General features: G+C 47.0%; 15 protein-coding genes and 1 tRNA gene. 6 read left to right on the forward strand and 10 right to left on the reverse strand.

Annotated elements, in window-relative coordinates; genetic code table 11:
* Window positions 1-59 precede the first annotated feature (59 nt).
* The 7 genes from QT974_RS11540 to QT974_RS11570 form a co-directional block, all read right to left on the reverse strand.
* Window positions 60-2,441 carry a sulfotransferase gene (locus QT974_RS11540; RefSeq protein ID WP_333468619.1) on the reverse strand — a complete coding sequence of 794 codons (2,382 nt, stop codon included), beginning with the start codon at window positions 2,439-2,441 and terminating at the stop codon, window positions 60-62.
* Between the two features lie 173 nt (window positions 2,442-2,614).
* Complete coding sequence (locus QT974_RS11545; RefSeq protein ID WP_333468620.1) at window positions 2,615-4,687, reverse strand: Wzt carbohydrate-binding domain-containing protein; 2,073 nt, start codon at window positions 4,685-4,687, stop codon at window positions 2,615-2,617.
* Window positions 4,688-5,479, reverse strand: a complete 792-nt coding sequence (locus QT974_RS11550; RefSeq protein WP_333468621.1) for an ABC transporter permease — start codon at window positions 5,477-5,479, stop codon at window positions 4,688-4,690. It lies immediately after the preceding gene.
* Window positions 5,476-6,729 carry a glycosyltransferase gene (locus QT974_RS11555; RefSeq protein ID WP_333468622.1) on the reverse strand — a complete coding sequence of 418 codons (1,254 nt, stop codon included), beginning with the start codon at window positions 6,727-6,729 and terminating at the stop codon, window positions 5,476-5,478. Before QT974_RS11555 ends, QT974_RS11550 begins: the two co-directional genes overlap by 4 nt.
* Window positions 6,730-6,887: 158 nt before the next feature.
* On the reverse strand, window positions 6,888-8,144 hold the full coding sequence (locus tag QT974_RS11560; RefSeq protein ID WP_333468623.1) for a glycosyltransferase family 2 protein: 1,257 nt from the start codon (window positions 8,142-8,144) through the stop codon (window positions 6,888-6,890).
* 67 nt (window positions 8,145-8,211) lie between these two features.
* A complete protein-coding gene (locus QT974_RS11565) occupies window positions 8,212-9,405 on the reverse strand; it encodes a glycosyltransferase family 2 protein (protein ID WP_333468624.1) in 1,194 nt (397 codons plus the stop codon).
* Between the two features lie 259 nt (window positions 9,406-9,664).
* The gene (locus QT974_RS11570) at window positions 9,665-9,919 is read right to left on the reverse strand and encodes a hypothetical protein (protein WP_333468625.1); all 255 of its coding nucleotides are present in this window, start codon (window positions 9,917-9,919) and stop codon (window positions 9,665-9,667) included.
* A 1,395-nt stretch (window positions 9,920-11,314) separates the two neighbouring features.
* Here QT974_RS11570 and QT974_RS11575 point away from each other — a divergent pair.
* On the forward strand, window positions 11,315-12,949 hold the full coding sequence (locus QT974_RS11575) for an MBL fold metallo-hydrolase (protein WP_333468632.1): 1,635 nt from the start codon (window positions 11,315-11,317) through the stop codon (window positions 12,947-12,949).
* Window positions 12,950-13,155: 206 nt separating this feature from the next.
* Here the strand turns inward: QT974_RS11575 and QT974_RS11580 are convergent, their stop codons facing one another.
* The gene (locus QT974_RS11580) at window positions 13,156-13,530 is read right to left on the reverse strand and encodes a nuclear transport factor 2 family protein (protein WP_333468626.1); all 375 of its coding nucleotides are present in this window, start codon (window positions 13,528-13,530) and stop codon (window positions 13,156-13,158) included.
* 262 nt (window positions 13,531-13,792) lie between these two features.
* A complete protein-coding gene (locus QT974_RS11585) occupies window positions 13,793-14,104 on the reverse strand; it encodes a DUF6679 family protein (protein WP_006633466.1) in 312 nt (103 codons plus the stop codon).
* 1,789 nt (window positions 14,105-15,893) lie between these two features.
* On the opposite strand from QT974_RS11585, the gene QT974_RS11590 reads away from it, so the two are divergent.
* From QT974_RS11590 to QT974_RS11610, 5 genes are all read left to right on the forward strand, one after another.
* Window positions 15,894-17,972, forward strand: coding sequence for a CapA family protein (locus QT974_RS11590; protein ID WP_333468627.1), 2,079 nt, complete (start codon window positions 15,894-15,896; stop codon window positions 17,970-17,972).
* Window positions 17,973-18,111: 139 nt separating this feature from the next.
* Entirely contained in the window at window positions 18,112-18,981 is an 870-nt protein-coding gene (locus QT974_RS11595; RefSeq protein WP_442933172.1) for an aldose epimerase family protein, read from the forward strand.
* A 67-nt stretch (window positions 18,982-19,048) separates the two neighbouring features.
* Window positions 19,049-19,120: transfer RNA gene (locus tag QT974_RS11600), tRNA-Lys, on the forward strand.
* A 192-nt stretch (window positions 19,121-19,312) separates the two neighbouring features.
* Window positions 19,313-20,392, forward strand: coding sequence for a class II fructose-bisphosphate aldolase (fba, locus tag QT974_RS11605; protein ID WP_333468629.1), 1,080 nt, complete (start codon window positions 19,313-19,315; stop codon window positions 20,390-20,392).
* Window positions 20,393-20,541: 149 nt separating this feature from the next.
* Window positions 20,542-20,718, forward strand: coding sequence for a hypothetical protein (locus QT974_RS11610; protein ID WP_333468630.1), 177 nt, complete (start codon window positions 20,542-20,544; stop codon window positions 20,716-20,718).
* Between the two features lie 55 nt (window positions 20,719-20,773).
* Here the strand turns inward: QT974_RS11610 and QT974_RS11615 are convergent.
* The coding region (locus tag QT974_RS11615; RefSeq protein WP_333468631.1) for a hypothetical protein at window positions 20,774-20,975 on the reverse strand (202 nt) is incomplete at its 5' end.

Genomic DNA, 20,975 nt, shown 5'->3' on the forward strand with positions numbered 1-20,975 from the left:
AATGCGGTCATGCTTCGCCCCTACAAACATATTTGCCTTGCGCCAGATGCACCCCAAATCTACAAACCTAATTCCCAGAAATTTTCTGCTGTAACTTGAAGGCGGGGTAGCGACATTAAAGAATCGTTAAAATTGCTAATAGTCGATCTATATGATACACCGAAACTATACCCACTTGCTCCGATTAAATGCGCTACAATTTCATCAACATCCCCGTAAGGATAAGCAAAACATTTAACATATTTCCCTAATCCCCGTTCCAAAATTGCGCGAGATTTTGCCCCTTCGCGCACAATTTCGGTGGGCGACAATCCAGTCAGAGGTTGATAAGTAGCAGACATGGAACCAAATTCAATTCCTGCATCCCGCAATTGTCTAATTTCAGGCCATTGCATTAACTGTACTTGTTCAAATTCGGCTTTTTCCCAACTATTTGTCTTTCCTATTGACTCGGCTACTAGAAAAACAGTGGCTGTAAAGTCAAAGCGTTTTAGCAAAGTCCAAGCGTAGGTTAAAAAGTCGAGATAGCCACCGTCAAAAGTTATTAATACAGCTTTACCTGGTAAAGGAGTTTTAGTCAGTTTTGCATTTTGCCAATCTTCCCAAGTTGCACTGTAATAACCAGAATCTTTCAGATACTGCAACTGTTGTTCAAAAACCTCCGGAGTAATTGCATTTATACCATCGGGAGAAATGCGACGGTAGGCGAGAATCGAGAGTTTTTCTGTAATGCTATTATTGTCAAATAATTGAAATTTTGCCGAGTGCAAAAATTCTCGGTAAGGCGATTTTTGCCAAATGATTTCTGGTGCGTAAAATACTTGCTTTGGTAACTCGTTTTCTAGGGGAATTTGCATTATCGGTTCCCCGGCGATTGTCGCAGATGCTATTAATTCTCGCAGCGCCTGCGCTGGGAGTGCGGCGCGGCGGCTGATACTGGTTCCTGTTGCACCACATCGCCTGCCGAACATCACCGCATCTTGCGGGTAAATGCCCCCAGAACCCGGTGCATTCAACCAGTCGGGCTGATTCGACCTTTGTTGGGCCCTAGAGGCTAAGCGCGATCGCAAGGATTGCTGACTATCTAACGGTTTTCCTAACAAAGCTTCTCGCACGGCGGCGACGCACAACTCAAAACCGATATTTTGAGTAATTGTCGATCGCACTTTTTGAGCAGAAACAAAATTATTGTCCGCGGCAACGGTTACAATACCAATAGCAACACCGCCTACTGTCACCAGCACATCTATTTCAGAAAGTTCTACTTTGATGTTAGACAATTCGTCGCTAACTTCCACAGCAATCAAGTCTTCATTGAGAGTGATTGTGACTGCTTCATCGGCGGTTTCGGGATTGTAAAAATGAGTCTCAAGCCACTGGGGACGATTCCAAATTTCTTGTAAAAATAGCGTCCATTCCTGTTGGGGAGTTTCTGTATTGTCTTGAAAGAAGCGTGAAAGTATTGCCCAAGCAAACTGAGCTGCGATCGCATCCGCCAACACCGCACCCGCCACCATCCCGTCGCACGCGGGCAACTCAAGAGTTCCCAGTTCATTGCCTTCTAGGTTAATTTTACAGCACAGGCGATCGCACATTTGCGAAAAACCGCAAATATCCGAAATTTGTTCGGTAACTTCCACCGTAAATTTCCCAGCAATTTCTTTATTTGCCCAGCTAATCTTATTTAAAATATACACAATTTCATCTTGCTTAAAAAGAGCATGATATTTGTGAAACTTAGTGCTGGCGATATCTCGATCTATTCCTTTATGCCAAGGTACATTTAAACTCAAATTTGCTGCTTGCTGCTTGTAATTTTCCAGCATAGCACCGTCATATTCAATACCAGCAAACTTACATATTTTTTCTAAAACTTTAATTTTGTCATCTAAAAGCTCTTCGTACTTAACTAAAATATGACTTGCTTTATTAACATATTTATGGCTAGTTAACACCGCATATACCCAGCGCTCGATACAGTGATCTAAATCCCAACCCGCGCCCCACAATTCGTGATAAATCCTAGTGCTCTCATACATAGAAGCGATTGTATCCATACCATTTCGCAAAATATGTATAAATTTTGCATCCGGTAACAAACCCTCTATATCAGGAATAAAATATATATGCTCCGGCGTTTTTTCCAACCAAATACTTTTGTTTTGTTCCGCAGCCAAACCATCCAAAACTCCCACAAACCAACGAGTTTTAGTTTCCACACTTTGACTGTCATCAAAATCTTTCAAAAGTTCAGGACGTTTAATCTCATCATTAAAAAAAACTTCCATCCTACTTCGCAACTGTCCCGCCAACTTATCGTAAAGCAAATAGTGGAAAAACTTAGATTCAGGAAAAGAAATAACTTCAGGATGAGCCGCTAATAAACTTTGAAGGATTGTTGTACCGCTCCGAGGGGTTCCCACTAAAAATATTCTTTTCATTTTTATACTTGATTAATTGTTGGCAAATGAGGTTTTTTTAAATTAACCGCAGAGAGCGCAGAGGACACAGAGGAGCGAGAAGAAAGAGGTATGATTATCAATCATTTATCAACATCTCTGTTTCTACTTTCTCTCAGCGCTCAGAGAGCTTTCTACGGTTATAAACTATTTTCCTAACTCCAAGTAAAATCTTGCTTCAACAAATCAGAAAGTTCCTGATTGTAAGGCTTAAAATAATTGGTTAATTGTTGTTCAATTTCAGCAGGCATTTTGCTGTAATCCTCGACACTATGAATCTCATATTCTTCGAGGGTGCTCGCACTAATATCCAAGAAATCTAAGACTTCAGAAAATACTTTACTTGTATTTGCATAAAAGTCTTCACTCTTGAGAATTAGCAACTGTTCCCTCGGAAAATAATCGAGCCATTTTTTGATTTGTTCGACATAAATTCCCCGCGATAAATAGGAATAATGTTGGTGGTTAAAACTGTAATAACCCTCATCGGCTTGGATTTTTTCAATTTCACCTTTTAGCCTGTCAGGTTCAGATGCGATCGCTTTTTCAAAATCCAACTTTTCACAGCCGACTGCCACTTCTAAATGATAGTGCATCCAAGCTCGTTTTACCGGGTTTCGCAGCATTACAATCAGTTTAACATCCGGGAAAGTTTTGTAAACTCGCTCGGCCACCAAAGGATGATAAATGTAGTAAGGAGTCATCTCCCACAGCAACACTTTGTCACCCGCTACACTCCGCGTCAACTGCTTGCTATACCACTCTACACCGCGCTCAAAATTTAACTCAAAAAAGTGAATCTCTCGGGAACCGTCTTTGATAATTTGCAAGTGATTTGCCAGGTGTCCACGCAAAGCTTCTATACCAGACTTTTGAGCGCCAATTACTAAAAAGTCGGGTGACTGCTTATTTCTTAACTGAGTTGAAATTTTGACGTAGCCCGGATTGTTCTTATTTAAAGCGTGAACTTTCTCAGCTTTTTCTGGCAAATTTGGAAGCTGCATTTTGCCGTCAAACTCCCAATGGTAGGGCGGACAGAGAATCGTTTTTTGGTTTACAGTAGATCGCACGTACAGCGGATAAACGTGCCAGTGATAGTCGTAAGCATAGGCCCAACTCTTCTCATAAACCCCAGCATTCACGTAATACTGACCGTTTCCTAAATCTAGCCTGTCTATGTGCAGCCGGATTTGCCCTTTCCCTTCCGCCAGCGGAATGAACCGCCCCATTTGATTGGTATTAGTCTCAAAACAACTTTGACCGTCTTCCCGGCTGATTGTCATGCCAAAAATCGCAGCAGAAATCGCTTTTGGCACAGTATAATCAATTTCAATTGTTATAGCATCGCCGCTGTCTACCTCATCATCCGGCAACACTTTAACATTAGTTATTTCTACTTCCAAAGAACCGAATCTATTCTCATTAACTCGCAGTTCCGAACCCGTACTTGTAACTTCAGGAGGACGCATGGGAGTGCGCTTGTCAGTTTCCGATCGCATTTCCGACAAATACTGACCAGCTACCACTTCCGGCTCCCCATAAGCCAGGATTTCACCGGATTTTAGCCACAAAGCCCGATCGCAAGTTTTTTGAATTTGCGCCGCACTGTGAGAAATTAAAACAATCGCACAACCTTGATTTTTAAACTCCTCTATCTTTTTCAAACATTTAGCTTGAAAAGCCACATCTCCAACCGACAAATATTCATCAATTAACAACACCTCTGGATTGGTATGAATTGCCACCGAAAAAGCCAACCGCATTCGCATCCCTGTGCTGTAAGTTCGCAGTGGGCTGTCTATAAACTGTTCTAATTCTGCAAATGCAACAATATCGTCAAATCGGCGCGCCGCTTCCCGGCGAGTCAAACCTGCCACCACCGCACCCACAAACACATTTTCTCTGCCCGTTAAATCGGAGTGAAAACCTGCACCCAAATCCAACAAACCGCCAATTCTGCCGTTAACTTTAATAGTTCCTTCCTCAGCGCGGCCGATACCACCGATCAATTGCAGCAGTGTCGATTTTCCCGCGCCATTCTTGCCGAGAATTCCCAGCATTTCCCCTGGAGAAACACTAAAACTTATATCCCGTAATGCCCAAAAATGTGCTTGTGGTTTCATCCGCCACCAGCCCCACAAAGCGGCTTCCATGATTGTCATAGGTCGATCGGCACTGTAGCGGTTGAAACGTTTACCCAAACCCTTGACAACAATAGCTTGACGCATTTACAATTCCTCCACAAATCGATCGCTTTGCCGTCTAAAAATTGCCAGTCCGAGCGGCAAAAGAGCAGCCACAAGCAAGCTTACAATTAACAGCGCCTGCCAGTCCGGCTGGGTACCTTTGATCAGTATTGCCCGATAAGCTTCAATCAGTGGCACCATCGGATTTAACTGATATAAAGGCTGAAATTCTTTGGGCACGCTTTTGAGGTCGTAGAAAATTGGAGTCAGGTAAAAAAGCATCTGCAACAACACGCCCAAAGTGTGCTGGGTGTCGCGAAAAGTCACATTAATCGCAGCAAGTGGATAAGCCAAACTCACCGTCAAAATGAATTGAATAATCATCAAAAGTGGCAGCGCAAACAGCACAGGATTTGGCTGAACTCCGTCCATTGCCAAAAAGATAATTAGCACTGGTAGCGCCAGCAGAAAGTGAATCAATCCGGTTGTAGTTGTCACTACAGGCAAAATAGCTGTCGGAAAATTAGGCTGTCTGATTAAAGCCAGGTTGCCAGTAATTAGTGCCGTCGATTGAAACAGCACTGTCTGACTCCAATTCCAGATTAACAAACCGCTGAATGCAAAGGAAGCAAATTGCGGAATATTTACCGGAAGTACGGTTCGGAATACAAAACAAAAAACAGCCAACTGCAATAGCGGACTGATCAAAGTCCAAGCAATCCCCAGGGTCGATCGCTTGTAGAGTAGTTTCATATCGCGATCGACCAATCCACGCAGCAAATCGAAGAAATGAGCTACTTTGCGCCTCTCAATCAGCCTTCCCAGAGCTTTCATCCCGCACCTCCAGTCACCGTCAGAGGTTCCGGCTGTGGCTGCTCCTCCACATCCGCCATCGCCACCAAGCGCTGAGCCTGTAACTGCGCTTCCCTGTAAGCAAAAGGACTCTGTAAAGCCCCCAGCAGCTCGCTAACTACCAACTTGCGGGGAAACCAGCCCGGTCGGATCAAGCGTCGCAACAGCGACCCTTTCAGCCACTGAGACACTGCAAATTGCCAAATTTCCCCGCTACTGACAGTACCGTTGCGAGCACAAGTCAGCAAATAAGCCCCAAAAGCCTGCCCATTGTCCCGTAGCTGGCGACTCAAAGCATCGGCACTACGCCTGTGTACGTTCCACACAAAGGCTCTGGGCTCATAAAACGTCGCGTATCCCTTAGCTAAAATCCGGTGAAACATCTCCATATCCCCAGCACCCCGAGTCGCCGTCCCCACATCCAAAGCCGGGTCAAAATTGCCAACAGCCTCGAACACTTTGACGCGGAAAGCCATATTTGCCCCAACGCCGTAAGATTTCGCCCACAGCAACTCCTGCGCCGAGAGCTGACTACCATCAACTTTAAATCGGTGGAAGTATTGCAGCATTCCCCCGTAGCCGAATTCAAATTGAATTTGAGCCTCTGTTTCCAGTTCTGCCGGCACCACCAAACCACTAACTGCCATAATTTCCGGGTCAGCAAAGCCCGCAGCGATACCCCGCAGCCAACCCGGATCGGGCCGCATATCATCGTCAGTAAAAGCAATGATCTCGTGGCTAGCTTCAGCGATCGCCCGATTGCGAGCCCAGTTCAATCCTTGCCGTTCTTCCCTAACGTAGCGTACAGGTAATCTCGCAACCAATTCAGCGGTGCTGCTGTTAGAAGGAGCATTGTCTATAACGATAATTTCGCACTTTGGATAGTCCAGGGCAAGAATTGCTTCCATAGTGCCTTTGAGCGAGTCCGTGCGATCGCGCGTGCAGATGACAACGCTAATTGGTGGCAGTTCTCGATCTTCATCTGCTGATTCTGGAGCTAACTGATCTTCCAAACTCGATCGAATCAACTGCTTGCCCATCTGCTCCACAATCGTTTCTCGCACTCGATCTGCCGAGATTGTTTGCTGCCAGGGATTGTTATTATTAACATAGGCCCAGCCGAGCGGCCGCCCCCGGTAGCGAACCAAGAGGCGGACACGTTCATATTTTTCTAGTCCCCTAATTGGATTTATCTCTTCAGTAAACTCAATTTCAAGCACTTTTATTGCCATAAATTTCTCCTCAAAATACGATTGGGAATTGGGTTTTGGCCCAGGGGAATTGGGAATGGGGCATTCCGCATTGGTAATTAATGACAACAGTCAACAATTAGCAATTATTTAATTACCAAAACACGCTCCTCAAAAACAACTAAAAGCTTTGCTTCGATCTAATCAGAACTGCACGGCATACCGTTAACCGCCATCGCTCTCGCCAGCGGTTCCGCTAAATTCTGTGCCAGTATTCTTCGCAGGTGAACCCCGCGTAGCGGTTCGGCGCCGACTTCGGGAGAGATGTGACCGATTGTCAGCTTGCCGTAGTACAGGTAAATCCCCGCCGGTCTTTCGGCATCAATCCTGTGTTCTGCTGCTTCCAAGCCTTGCTGCAAGTCAATTTCTATTTCGTATCCGCCCAAATCAGAGCGCATTGGGCCTTCTTCCATAAAACTAGAAATGCCCGATCGAGTTTTCAATTCGTCTATCACACCGCGCAAGTACCAGTAACCGCGCAATTTACCGTTCAGCCACCGCCAAGTACCGCGCATCCGCACAGCTTCTAGCCAATCTAGCGACCGCCTCAGTCCCACAGCCAGCAACTCTAGAGCCGCCGGCCAGTAAAAAACTAGAGCAACGAAAACCCGATCGAAAAAAGAGTAAGGATTTTGGTAATCCTTTATGTGCAGTGTCGGTTTAAGTTCCGGGTGTCGCTGACCGAGCAAGACATCGGAGCGTCCTTCCTCGCGCGCTCGGCGAAAAGAGCGCGAGAGGTTGTTAGTTTCGTGTTCGTAGTGATAGCCGACTGCATCCGCTGCCACAGCAAAAGGTATATTTGCTTTGAGCAAGCGCAAGCCGAATTCATAATCTTCATGGGCAGTTCCCTGACCGAAACCGGCATCGAAGCCTCCAGTGCTAGCAAACATTTTTGTCTCCAGAGACAAGTTACCAGTCAGCAAGTCTTCATAAGTATGACGGTGATCCGGTTGTCTCATCTGGTAAAATTTTTCTTCCCACCAAGCCCGCACTTGTACGTCAAAAAATCTATCCCCTCCCTGAAACTTCGGCGGATAAGGGGCAATCACCACGCAGCCCGGACGCTCTTGGTGAAGGCGTACATGACTTTCGATTAGAGGCGGAGTTGGTTCGATATCGTCATCTATGAATAGCACCAGTTTTCCGGTAGCGGAGGCTGCTCCCGTATTTCTGGTAATCGAAGCGGCGCGACACTTTTCTTCAATAACCACCAGTTTAAACGGAGCTTTGTAGTCTTTTAGCACAGCCAAAGTATCGTCTGTGCAGCTATCTGCGACTACAATAACCTCGATCAGGTCGAGCGGATAAGTTTGGGATTGCAGTGCATCGAGAGCGCGCAACAGCAATACACTTCGGTTGTGAGTCGGAATAATTACGCTAACTGTTAGATTTTCCATATTGACATTACACAAATCAACTTCACCTTCATTTCATCTGCGGTAAAAACAATCTCAAAATCCCTATTTATGGCTCCCTCTTAATTTTTTGCAACTGCTGGCGAGACGTAAAATAAGCCATCGGCCCGCTCATACAGCCCTGCAATTGAGCCAAAAGCAAATCACGAGGAACAGAACCCGGTTGCTTTCGCAACGAAGCAATTAGTTCAGGAATTTGTTTGGACCTCAGCCACCCCAAAGCTAACAGAGGCACGCTAAATTCTCTGTTAACCACAAACATCTGCGTCCAGAAAGCATAGACTCCGATTCCGTAGCATTGGAGCAACTTGAGCAATTCTGCCCAGGTGCGCCGGTGGCGGTGCCAACTCAAGGCCGTCGGTTCGTAGACGATGCGGTAGCCAGCGCGCAAAATGCGGGCAAACTGTTCGCTGTCTGAACCGCACTTAGCGGGAGTTCCCACGCCCAAAGCTTCGTCAAACAGCCCGATGCTGTCAATCAAACTTTTCCGCAAAGCCATACTCCCGGAAACCCCCACAGGATAAACAACCAGCGGATTGCATTGCGTCCCGTCAAAAACTCGGCGCTCGAAGCCCCGCCCGTAGGGGCTGTAGCGCTCGAACCATTCTTGCGCTTCCGTTTCCAGTTCTAGGGGCATCAGTAGCCCCGTGACACACATAACTCGCGGATCGCTGAAATTTCGCAATAGCGATCGCAACCAATCCCGATCGGGGACTGCATCATCATCTGTAAACGCTACAAATTCGTGTTTAGCTTCGCGCAAAGCTCGGTTGCGGGCAGCGCTCTCGCCCGCTAAATCGTCTTCCCGCACGTACCGGACTTGCGGGTAATTATTTTTGACCAATTCGCGGGTAGCATCCGTAGCCGGACAATTATCAATTACTAAATATTCCTGACCGTCGTCCGGGAGCAGCATCAGCGCGTCCAGACAGCGCTGCAAATCTTCGGGCCGATCGCGCGTACAAACCGCTACAGTCGCGAGCTCGATTGTCTCTACCGCCCCGCGTTCGTCCCATTCCAGCGCATCGTAGAGCCAATTTTTCCAAAGGTTATCCCCTGCTGCATTCATCAGACTTTCCCGCAATTGCGAGCCCTCGATCCGACCTGCGACTACCGGAATTTGAGCTTGTCCGATCGGTTTTCCGTGCAGTCGGATTAAAACCAAAGCTTTGCTGTAACGCTCCTCAACCGTAATTTCTGGCGGGAGTTTGGAGATTTCTAGGTCAAGAATAGCTGTTGCCATTTTAGATTTTAGATTTTAGATTTTAGATTTGAAAAAAATCATATCTACTCCGTATTTTACCGGATGTATTTTAGCCAAAATTGTTGTAGGGATAGCAATTTATCAATGCCATAGTTGCCGATCGCCGATCGCGAATCCCATATGTAAGCCTCATTTTTGTTATTGCTTTTATTTATTTTTACTTTCCATGACCCGTTGCTGTCAAGTTTTTTTCCAGATAATTTTTGCCACCCAAAACGATCCCTCGTCGATGGCTGTGTCAATTGCAGGTGTTATTGGTCAGCCGCGCTACCAAATCCCGCCATAAATCCCCAATCTCAACACCCAATTTTTCGCTGTCAGCGGCTTTGTGCGATCGCTCTGTTTGAGCGTTAATTGCGATCGGCTGGTATTTTCCACCAAATCCCCAAAAATCCCACACTTTTTTCCCTATATTTCGGCAGGCATGACCCTGGCTACCACTCGCCTTAAAAGCAGGAACTAAAACCACTTTTTGGCTGACTAAAATCCTCATCAATAGAGCGATATTAGCTGAGGTTGTGATTGATATATTAACCTCAGGTATCACTATCAATTAAATTACAAAATATTTAATCGATAACTAATTACCGAATTTGTAATAGACTTGAATTGCATAAGTCTTCGATCGATACAGAAACCGCAGATGTCAGACAGATAAACACAGATAAACGCAGATAATTTTAGGGTGTTTTCCGATTTTTGCAATTCAAGTCTAATAAATTGCGGTTTTTGGGGAACCGATATTTATTTCACAATAATTCTCTAACATAACCTATATTAGACAGACAAAGTATGCCAATTATTAAAAATAAATATTTAACATTTTGCTATTTTTTATGGAAATACAAAGTAACCTGTTATTTATTTACAACGGTATTAATTTTAATTAAAAAAAGCTGTATTCTATGTAAATTATGCGTTTCTGGCAGTACCTTACTCTCTCATGACATACTTGTAACGCCAAGCGAGGCAATGCAATTAAATCCCTAAAAATCCCTTTTCCACTTGACAACTTTTTTCCCATTATTAATTACTAATTACCAGATATACCCACTCGTATCTATTTCTACACAGCCCCACAAAACAGCAAAACATCCGCTTGCTGCCTGGTTCTTTTGACCGACTGTGCTGGCAGAACGGGAGCTGTATCTTTAAAGAGCGTGGCGCCCCACAGACATCCTAACTTCAACACTTATTTAAACTCTCTAGTGCACAGCCACAAAGTTTGCTTAGAAAAACGTATCAAACTTTTACAAATAAGTCGATCGCACTCATAAAGCCTTTATCTGCCCCGACAGCATCAGTTAGCCACGATGAGTCTGGCTCCCCCAGTTGAGATTGTGGGACTCTACGCCCCCTCACCACCTAAAAAATGAAGATTTGTAAAGTTTTGTCAACATCTTTGGGGTGTTCAATTAAAATCTTTTAATAAAAAAGACTAGCTTTAGCAGGCGCAAATGGTGAAAATAAATTTAAAACTCAGAATATGATATCTAGTTTGTGGCGCTTACAAGGTGCAATAAAATGTAACTTTTGATGCCATAACCAGTAGCATTAACCTTATGAAGGAGGCACCAAGAGCCGATTTCTACCAAAGCCTTGGTCAAATAGCTTTTTCTGGTGGCACCAAATTTAAAATGCAATTACTTTCGCGGCACCGGAGGCTGAGCCTGCGAGCAAACATTAAACTCCCAGGCTGACGCACCAAAACTTTGATCTACCGGGTTTTTTAACCCTTAACGGCGGTGGCAACAAAGTGTTTGAGTCCATTAAACCAGGTTTATACGTCCAAGACTGAACTCGATCGAATGAATGCAGTCGCTATCGATGTTTAAAATCAGGCAAGACTGCAAGTTGCGCACAAGCGCGCAGGGAGCTAACCGCAGTGATGGATCTCGATTGTTTACCTTACGGTGCCGGTCACGCACAGGAAGGCGTATGTCTGCTAGTGCGAATGGGCCCGCACCGCATTTTACTCGACTGCGGTGTAGAGGATATCGCACCCCTGTCAGCGACACTGAGCCGATCGCTGCCAGCCGATTTTGTGGTGTGTACCCACGCCCACGCCGACCACGCCAGAGGTCTACTAGCACTCCACCAATCTTTCCCCCAGTTGCCAATCTACGCCAGCGAAGTCACAGCCCGACTGCTACCGCTCAACTGGCCCGAACAATCTCAGCAGCCAGAGTCCCATTTCTGTCAGGCACTGTCCTGGCAGTCGTCGGTCGAACTGCGCCCGGGACTGACGGTGCAGTTGTTCCCGTCGGGCCATTTACCCGGAGCCGCGAGCGTGCTGCTGACTTATACAGCACCCCACCGCACCTACACCCTGGTTTACACCGGCGACTTTTTCTTGTCGAATTCTCGTTTGGTGGAAGGTTTGCCGTTGGGAGAACTCCGGGGCATGAAGCCGGACGTGTTAATTTTGGAAGGCAGTTATGGCACGGCGCGCCACCCTCACCGCCGACAACTCGAAAATCAGTTAGCCGATCGCATCCACCGGGCGATCGCGGACGGATACTCGGTACTGCTACCCTCGCCAGCCCTCGGTTTAGGTCAAGAACTGCTGATGCTGCTGCGCAGCCACCACTACTTTACCGGCCGTGACTTGGATATCTGGGTAGACGGCACCGTCGCCGATGGCTGCGACGCTTATCTCGATCTGCTGCCCCAATTTCCCACCGCCGTCCAAAATTTTGCTCTGCATCAACCTTTATTTTGGGACGAAAGGGTGAAACCCCGCGTGCGCAGGCTGTCTGCCGAGCAGCGCTCCGAGTTGGGTTCCAGACCTTGTATTGTGATTAGTGACCGAATTGCAGATTTGGGTTTGTATGTTGCCGATCTCACAAATCCGTGGATTTTGCTCGCACCTCAAAAACCCGGATATCCCGTCACTCAATGGCTTCCCAACTGGCGCTCTTCGGCAGTTAGGCTCGTGGAAACTTATCTGCTAGCAGAACACTGCGACGGCCCGGGAACTACCCAACTCATCCACAATTTGCGCCCCCAGCACGTAATTTTGATCCACGGTTCCCCTGCATATTTGGCTGATTTGGCGAACTTGGACGAGCTGCGCAACCGCTACCAGTTGCACACGCCTGCGGTGGGCACAATTGTCGAATTGCCGATCGGCGAAATGTTTTTGCAGCCCGCGATCCCGGAAACTAATTATGAAGGAGAACTCAGCGAATTAGGTACAGAAGTCGCAATTAGCTTGCCGAATCCGATTACAGCCGATCCTCGCTGGGCTAATTTTGCCGATACCGGTTTGGTAGAAGCCCGCTGGCAAGGTGAAGAACTGGTATTGCGCGGCATTTCCCAGCGGGAACTGCTGTTTCAAGGCAACGCCGTTCAAACCAACCTCGAATGCTGTGGCAATTGCCAGCACTACCGCGGCCAGCGCTGTTGGAACCAGTCGAGTGCTTTGTTTGGCTTTAAAGTTACCCCCGACGGTTACTGTCCGGTGTTTGAGGCAATACCGGAGTCGGAACTTTTTCTCGATCGAGAAACCGAGGGCGAATAATCTCAATTTTGGTTGATTGCCATCACAAAAACGGTTTGTACTGCGCGCGATCGGAGCCATACTACAAGCCCATCGCCGCTGCGGTTAGTCGATCGCAAACGATATACAACCCATTTGAGATATTTTAGGGCGATCGCTAAAACTTGCTATCAATTTAGCTGCATGAGGAACTCAAGCTCAGCTACCGGAGCGCAGTTTTAGGCGACCTAGCTGGACCATGGAAGTGCACACACCTCCATGACTTGAATCAAGCCACCGTCGATGGTGAAGCGATGACCAACACGCTCATCAGCAAGCACGCTTCCAGCCAGATCGCGCACGACTTGGTGCACATCGACCAAAATCCGCCCGCCCTCCTCTGGGTAAAAGGCAGTCGGCTCCACATGACCATCAATCTCGCTCCATTGCTCCCTCCAGTAAGCGCCGACTGCTTCATGTCCGCGGACAAAACCGCCTTTGAACGCTCGCGGCCAAACCACGTCCGCACTCATGAGGGCGAGGGCGGCGTTGATGTCTCGCGCGTTGAAAGCAGCGTATGCCGCGCGTAACAATTCGATTTCCGATCCAGGTTGATTTAACATAAAAAATCTTAAATGGATTCTATAACCTGGTATTTTACCAAATCTCGGTTTAATCCTGTTTTATTCACCGCTAATTTCTTCCTTTCTTTCCCTATCTTCTGTTCCCTATCGAATACTCTCTCGCTCTCGATCTATCTAGTGGCCAAAAACCCGGATTGTCGATCGACAAGGTTTTTTTGCTCAATTCCCAGACAAAAAAAGGGAGAAAAGTCATTTTCTTTTCCCCCACATCTTTATTTTTAAATCGAGCTCTAGCTCAAAACTATTCTAAATTCGAGTCAGGGTAATGATTGCGAATTTGTTCGGCTTCGGGACAATCGTCAGAAACTAGGGGTTCGCAGTTTGTTCTCGACACCGAAGCCAACTTCTGGGACACAGCTCCAATACTTTCTAGACGCACCATTTCTTCCCAGGAGCTAATTTCGTCTTCTTCGTCGGTTTCGTAGCGCAGCGTGACTAGATCCCCTTCAATATCTAGGATACGAGCGCGCTCTATCCAACGTTGCTGATCTCGAAGAAAAATAGAAACCTCACGACCATCACAACAGAGTTGATAGATTTTGCGCTGTAGCATTTGTCAGTTCTCCTGCGCAGTGTATTTACTCAAAAAGATTGCCTGTTTACAGTAACGTACTTTGGGTTTTACATCGGAAGACACAGCCTACAGACTGGCCAGTTTCACGTTTTTTGAAACTGTTACACCGATGGGAGTTACCAAATTTCATTTTATCACCAAATCTATCCAGTACACCATTTATCGAGTTGCAGATTTTGGAGTCGGCTGCATCCCTCGCTGGAGGCATTTACCACAATAGATCCCAGAGACGGAAGTTGACCCGGAGCGATCGCTCAAACAGCGACACTTGCAGCGACAATAAAAACAGACTCTGCCTCTAGGTTCGATCGCTCTGGGATATCTCAACTACAGGATTCCTCCACCATACTTGACTTGGTTGGTCACCGGAGCAATGTGAGCCAGATGCCGGGATCGCTGCCCTCAGCAACCGACTAATCGTCAGTTAACATCGGTTTTCCGGTGATTGAGGTAGGGCATAACTGCTGTGCGATCGCACAAAACATCTTCACATAGTATAACTACCTGAATTATCTGTTCAATAAATTGTGAGCCAAGCAGCTAGAACCAAATCAAACCTAAACCGAGTTAGCGAGCAACAAGTCTCGGTAACTCGGGTTGGTGCAGCCAATCTGGATGCAGGGTTACATATCCCAAGCTGTCTTCGACCTCCATAAATCTGGTATTCTCAATGCCAGTGCCACAGCTAGCGAGACCTCAAAAGTAGTGCCTGATTTCCGATCGATTGCGCAGTGGTGTGTCATGTCCCCAGGCAACTTGCCGCGAATTTTAAGACCCTGTAGGCTAAAACTACCGAGGTGATTTGCTCGTTTCTCGCGATCGAGCCTCACGCCGGCATTAACAGGCTAGAGGGTCGAATTGTAGTCGCTCTTCGTTCGAGGGCTACAAGCCGCACGTCGATTCGATCGCCTTGTCAGACCAGATGCCAGACAATTCCTAACAGCCAGAAAACACGCTGATCCTCAGGCAAAATTTATTGCTTCGTGGCGATCGCCTAGATTGTCGATCGCACCCGCCAAATCATGAGATTGCGAATATAATTGCCAAGTTGAACAGCCTAATTGGATTAAAAAATTTTATGGTAATTCGGAACAGAAATAAGTTTTGTTCGGGCAAACCGACAACCAAAAAACAGCGACAAGCTAATCGAAATCAGCCTGAATGGTTCTTGGCAGAATTTCAGGGCGTTCTCCGAATACGCTTGGTTTAACCAGGTAATTGCTTGTCCAGACCCAATAAAATTCTGATCCCCAAAAACTCTCAAGGATTTCTTCCTTTTTATTCGATCGCACTTCTGCTAACCCCTGGGTATTCGGTTATCTCGACTTTAAGAATCAGGTGGTTGGCTCGCTAGCTTCTAAATCCCTGGCAGATTACACATCGGTTTTGTTGCCGCAAGTATCCCAGAAAAAGCTGATTTTCGCAGGTGAGGATGCGGAGCCTAAGTAGATGTCGAGATCGCCGCCAGCAGAAATATGGCACGCAGAACTCTGTTTGTCAGCAAAGCAAAGCAGAAGCATTGACGAGTGCGGGCTCTTGTCAGCGCAGCCTAATGTATGGAAGAGTGAAGCTTGCATCGAAACGATCGTTTCGAGGTTTCCGAGTAGCGGTCGAGTTCAGATGCTAGCCCCCACCACGTCAAAAGCACCCCGCAAGGTGGCGGATAGTTGACAGCTAGCAGCGAAGTGGCAGTTAAGCTAAAAGAATTACAGTTCCGTTCACAAAAAAATCAAGTCAGCTTCGCTGAGCGTGTTAAGGAGGCAAATTGATGGTATATACAGAAAATTGGTCGCAGCCTTCTATCTTGGAGCTAGCGCGATCGGGAAACTTTCAAGCCCTGAATTACTGGATTGACAGCTTGCTGCGACCCGAAGGAATTTATGCCCGCGTGGAGCAGGCTCAGGCCGGATGCGTGCAAATTTTGGTAGAATTCCAGCGCGAATTTGCCGCAGATACTACTTTACTGGGGAGCACTCTCCGGGAAGGCTTAGTTAAATTTATTTGCCACCAACTTTGGAGACTTAACTCGCCAGCAGTAGAAGGAGTGCGAATTCACGCACGCTTAGCTGGAGAACCAGACATTCTCTGGGAACAGTCAGTCCGAATTGTCACACCGGCCAACCGCCAGCGACGGCGCGATCGTTCCCGAATAGTCGGCGATTGGGTTAAATTTAAAACGTATCGTTCTCTGCTGCTAGTGGGATCGGCACTTGCCTCATTTGTTTTAGGGTGTTGGGTGAGCTACCACGAGGCTATAGCCCTGCGGTTAGTATCGCCAGTCTCTCCGTACCAGCAAGCTGCGGTCATGTCGGGGCCGCCTCCCAAACGTCCGGATGCGGTACAAGCGGCCTTAGAAGTAGTACCAGTATTGCAACAAAAACAGGTCGCAAATCCCTACGACCCAACCGTAACCCTGATGTTCGGAGGAAATGTGAATCTATCTGATGCGATCGCCAGTGGAGGCAACGATTACCATTGGGCTTTTGCCAATATGGACGAGTATCGGCAAGCAGATGTGTCTATGGTTAATCTAGAAAATCCCCTGACTAGCTCTACGTTGGGTTCTGGTAAAAAACAATTAAATTTTAAAGCCGATCCAGAATCGGTGAAAGTATTAACAGCAGGAGGAGTGGATCTTGTCAATCTGGCAAATAGCCACGCTATGGATTACGAGGAACCGGGGCTGGTGGAGACTATAAATACTCTAAATAATGCTGGTATTGGGCATCTAGGAGCCGGTAGAGATATTAAAGAAGCAAGGCGTCCAGATATTATTGAGGTTAAAGGTCAGCGGATCGCCTACCTCGGTTATTACGATGCCGACCTTCACGCCGCCGACCAAGGGAAAGCCGGCATTAACCCCCGGCGCAACAATCGCGTCGCCGAGGATATTCGAGCTCTCAGGGGTCAGGTAGACTGGATTATTGTTAATTACCACTGGGGAGTTGAATTGGCAGATTATCCGGGAGACTGGCAGATAGATTTGGCTCGGTTTACGATCGACTCTGGAGCAGATTTGGTAGTGGGACACCACCCCCACGTGCTCCAAGGTGCCGAAGTTTACAAGGGACGCCCAATTGTTTACTCGCTGGGTAATTTTATCTTCGGCGGGAATGCTCGCAGCGATTACGATACCGCAGTCCTGAAAGTATCGCTCAAAGACAGGAATATGAAGGTAGAATTTTTGCCTGTGGAGGTGAAAAAATTTCAGCCGAAAGTGGTGAAGGGAGCCACGGGTGAGAGGATTCTCAAACGTGTGGAGCAAATTTCCAGTATTTTCGATCGCCCGATGGGATCTTCGATCGTTCTCGATGCCCCAATTAACCCAGCAATGGCACCAAAAACTTCAAACTCGCCCTTACGCCCAGCAGCAAAGAGCGGGACGGTAGGGCCCGGATCGAGTCCGGACTCAAGCTCGGGTCAAACCAATCTGCCAGCCCCCGGACAACCCAAGCCAACTCCAATTTTGCCACCTTTGCCGGCTGCGCCCAAAGAGCCGGGTAACTCCTCATTTTTCCAAAATGGGTCAGGGTCTGCAACTGAGTCGAAACCGCCTCAGAGTCAAGATTTACCACCACGCATCTACCGCAGTCAACCTCAAAATCCCAGCCGCGAAGTAGATCCGTTTACCAAAGAGCCATTTATCAAAGAACCGTTTATTTCGCCTCCATCTGGCAGCCCAGGAGCGGTACTCAGTCCCCAAAGCTATCTTCCCCCAACAGGGGGCGTATCTTTCAAAGTCGCGCTCAAACATCCGCCAACACACACGATCGCCAAAGCTACAAGCTGCGACGGCTCACCATCGCCGACGATCGCTTTACCTCAATTAGCTGCGATCGTCGGTTAGTTGCTGGGAGTCTCACACAGAGAGCGAGGATACAGGGAGGAAAGAGGCCGTAATGGCAGAAAATCAAGTACCAGCGACCAATTATTAACGACAGATTTACTAACAACCAATGATCGACGACCTACTACCAATGACAAATGTGTTTGCGATCGCGCTCAAGCAAAAGCAGTACAAAACCTATATCCTCTCCGACGAAACCGCTAACTCTACCCTAGAAGTTGTGCCGGAACGGGGCGGTATTGCCACTAGCTGGCTGGTTGAAGGCAAAGAAATGTTTTACTTGGACGCGGAACGGTTCGCCAATCCCGATCGAACTGTACGCGGTGGGATTCCCATCTTGTTTCCCATCTGCGGCAATCTCCCCAACAATACCTACACCCACAAGGGAGTGGAGCGAAAGCTGACACAGCACGGCTTTGCTCGCGATTTGCCTTGGACGGCGACCAAACAAGTTACGGAGGGTTGCGCGGCTCTTACCTTGGTACTCGACAGCAGCCAGAAGACTCTGGCTGTTTATCCCTTTGATTTCCAATTAGCTTTTACTTATCAAATTAAAGGCAATTCTTTGGAAATTGTGCAGCAATACACTAATCTTGGTGCCGATCCCATGCCTTTTTCTAGCGGCTTGCACCCTTATTTTTTAGCTCCCGACAAGACAAATCTCCGCTTTGAGATTCCCGGGATGCAGTACAGAGATCAGAATACTCACGCAAAAGGCTATTTCACAGGGGTGTTTGACCCGACACTCGATGAAATTGATGTTTCTTTTGACGAGCTGACTGGTTTGGCTGCTACTGTCACCGACGCCTCCCGCGGCTTGCGGCTTACCCTCAGTTACAACTCCAGCTATGGGAAGTTGGTTTTCTGGATGGTCAAGGGGAAGGATTTTTATTGTTTGGAACCTTGGACTGCTCCTCGAAATGCCCTAAATACGGGCGAACACTTGATTTATTTGCAGCCGGGAGCGACTTGCCAGATGCTGGTTCGCATCACTGCAACTTTTTTTTGAAAAAGACTTGCTATTTAAAATGATGGGTGCTACTATTAGAAATTGTGTGCGGTAACAATGTTTTCGCGGGTCGCTAGCTCAGCGGTAGAGCATTCGGCTTTTAACCGATTGGTCTCGGGTTCAAATCCCGGGCGACCCATAAAAAAGTAGATAGTGAAAAATTTTGAGTTTTGAGTTGAATGCTCGAAACTCAAAATTTTGTTTTTTGAACTTTTGAGTAAATCTGGAAACATAATGCGCGATCGGCAACAAATTGTCTTAAGATTATCCTAAGAATTGAGCTTGTTCAAAATCCACTGCCCAGAAACACAAATAATTAGGAGGAATATCTATGGCGCTTGTACCTATGCGACTGCTGCTCGACCACGCGGCTGAAAATGGTTACGGCCTACCGGCTTACAACGTCAACAACATGGAGCAAATCCAAGCGATCATGCGCGCTGCTGACGAAACCAACAGCCCCGTGATTCTGCAAGCTTCTCGCGGCGCTCGCTCCTACGCTGGAGAAAATTTCCTACGCCACTTGATTTTGGCCGCAGTTGAAACCTATCCTCACATTCCCATTTCCATGCACCAAGACCACGGCAATGCCCCCGGCACTTGCTATTCTGCCATGCGCCAAGGTTTCACCAGCGTGATGATGGACGGTTCTTTGGAAAGCGATGCTAAAACTCCGGCCAGCTACGAGTACAACGTTGAAGTTACTCGCGAAGTAGTGAAAGTTGCTCATTCGATCGGCGTTAGCGTCGAAGGCGAACTGGGTTGCTTGGGTTCTCTGGAAACAGGAATGGGCGAAGCAGAAGACGGACACGGCTTTGAAGGTGCACTTTCTCACGATCAATTGCTCACAGATCCCGAAGAAGCTGTGAATTTCGTCGAGCAAACCGGTGTAGATGCTCTAGCAGTGGCAATTGGCACTTCCCACGGCGCTTACAAGTTCACCCGCAAGCCGACTGGCGAAATTTTGGCAATCAGTCGCATTGAAGAAATTCACCGCCGCTTGCCAAATACTCACTTGGTAATGCACGGTTCTTCTTCTGTGCCCCAAGAATTGCTGGAAATCATCAACAGCAACGGCGGCACTATCCGCGAAACCTACGGCGTACCTGTCGAAGAAATTCAAAAAGGCATCAAGTGCGGCGTCCGCAAGATCAACATCGACACTGACAACCGTTTGGCGATTACCGCTGCGGTGCGCGAAGCTTTGTTTGCTAAGCCCGATGAATTCGATCCCCGTCACTTCCTGAAGCCGTCGATCAAGTATATGCAAAAAGTTTGTAGCGATCGCTACAACTCTTTCGGTTGCGCCGGTCACGGTACAAAGATCAAGCAAATGTCTTTGGATGATTTTGCAGCTAAGTATGCAAAGGGCGAATTGAGCTCTACTGCTAAGAAGACTGTAGCTGTTTAATAATTTTAGATTGAGATTTTAGATTTATCTGAAGTCTCAAGTTTGGATAGCCGGGTAGCTGTGAAGTTGCCCGGTTTTTGTTTTAGTGAATTGTAACTTATATCGAGCTCCGGTTAATATGAAGTAAGCAACAGTTGAGGATGTAATTTATGAATACTGATTTGTTTAACAAGATTGCTAAAACACTCAAACAGCAATTTCCGAAAGCTAATGATGACTCTCTGATGCAAAAAGCGCATGAGATGTATGAAGCTGAAATGCAACGAAGGTCAACGCTTTCTAAAATTGAAAAGTTAAAAGCAGAATTTCAAGACAAACTTCCTTGAAAATTCCAGTCGGAGAAACTGTCTGATAGTGACGCTGAAGACACCATATTTACTGTCATTGTGTAAGTCCTGTTTGCAAAGATTCTGCTGCGGGAATGGCAGTTTGCCTAGTTTTGTTGCTTGCAATAAAGCTAATTGTTGGAAATTCAACCGTTTGAATCAAAGGTGAACGAATGGCAAAGGTTATTGCAGTTACAGAAGCTATTAGACTTGAATTGCATAAGTCTTCGATCGATACAGAAACCGCAGATGTCAGA

It is taken from the genome of Microcoleus sp. BM001215392 (assembly GCF_036700185.1).
Classification (GTDB): Bacteria; Cyanobacteriota; Cyanobacteriia; order Cyanobacteriales; family Microcoleaceae; genus Microcoleus.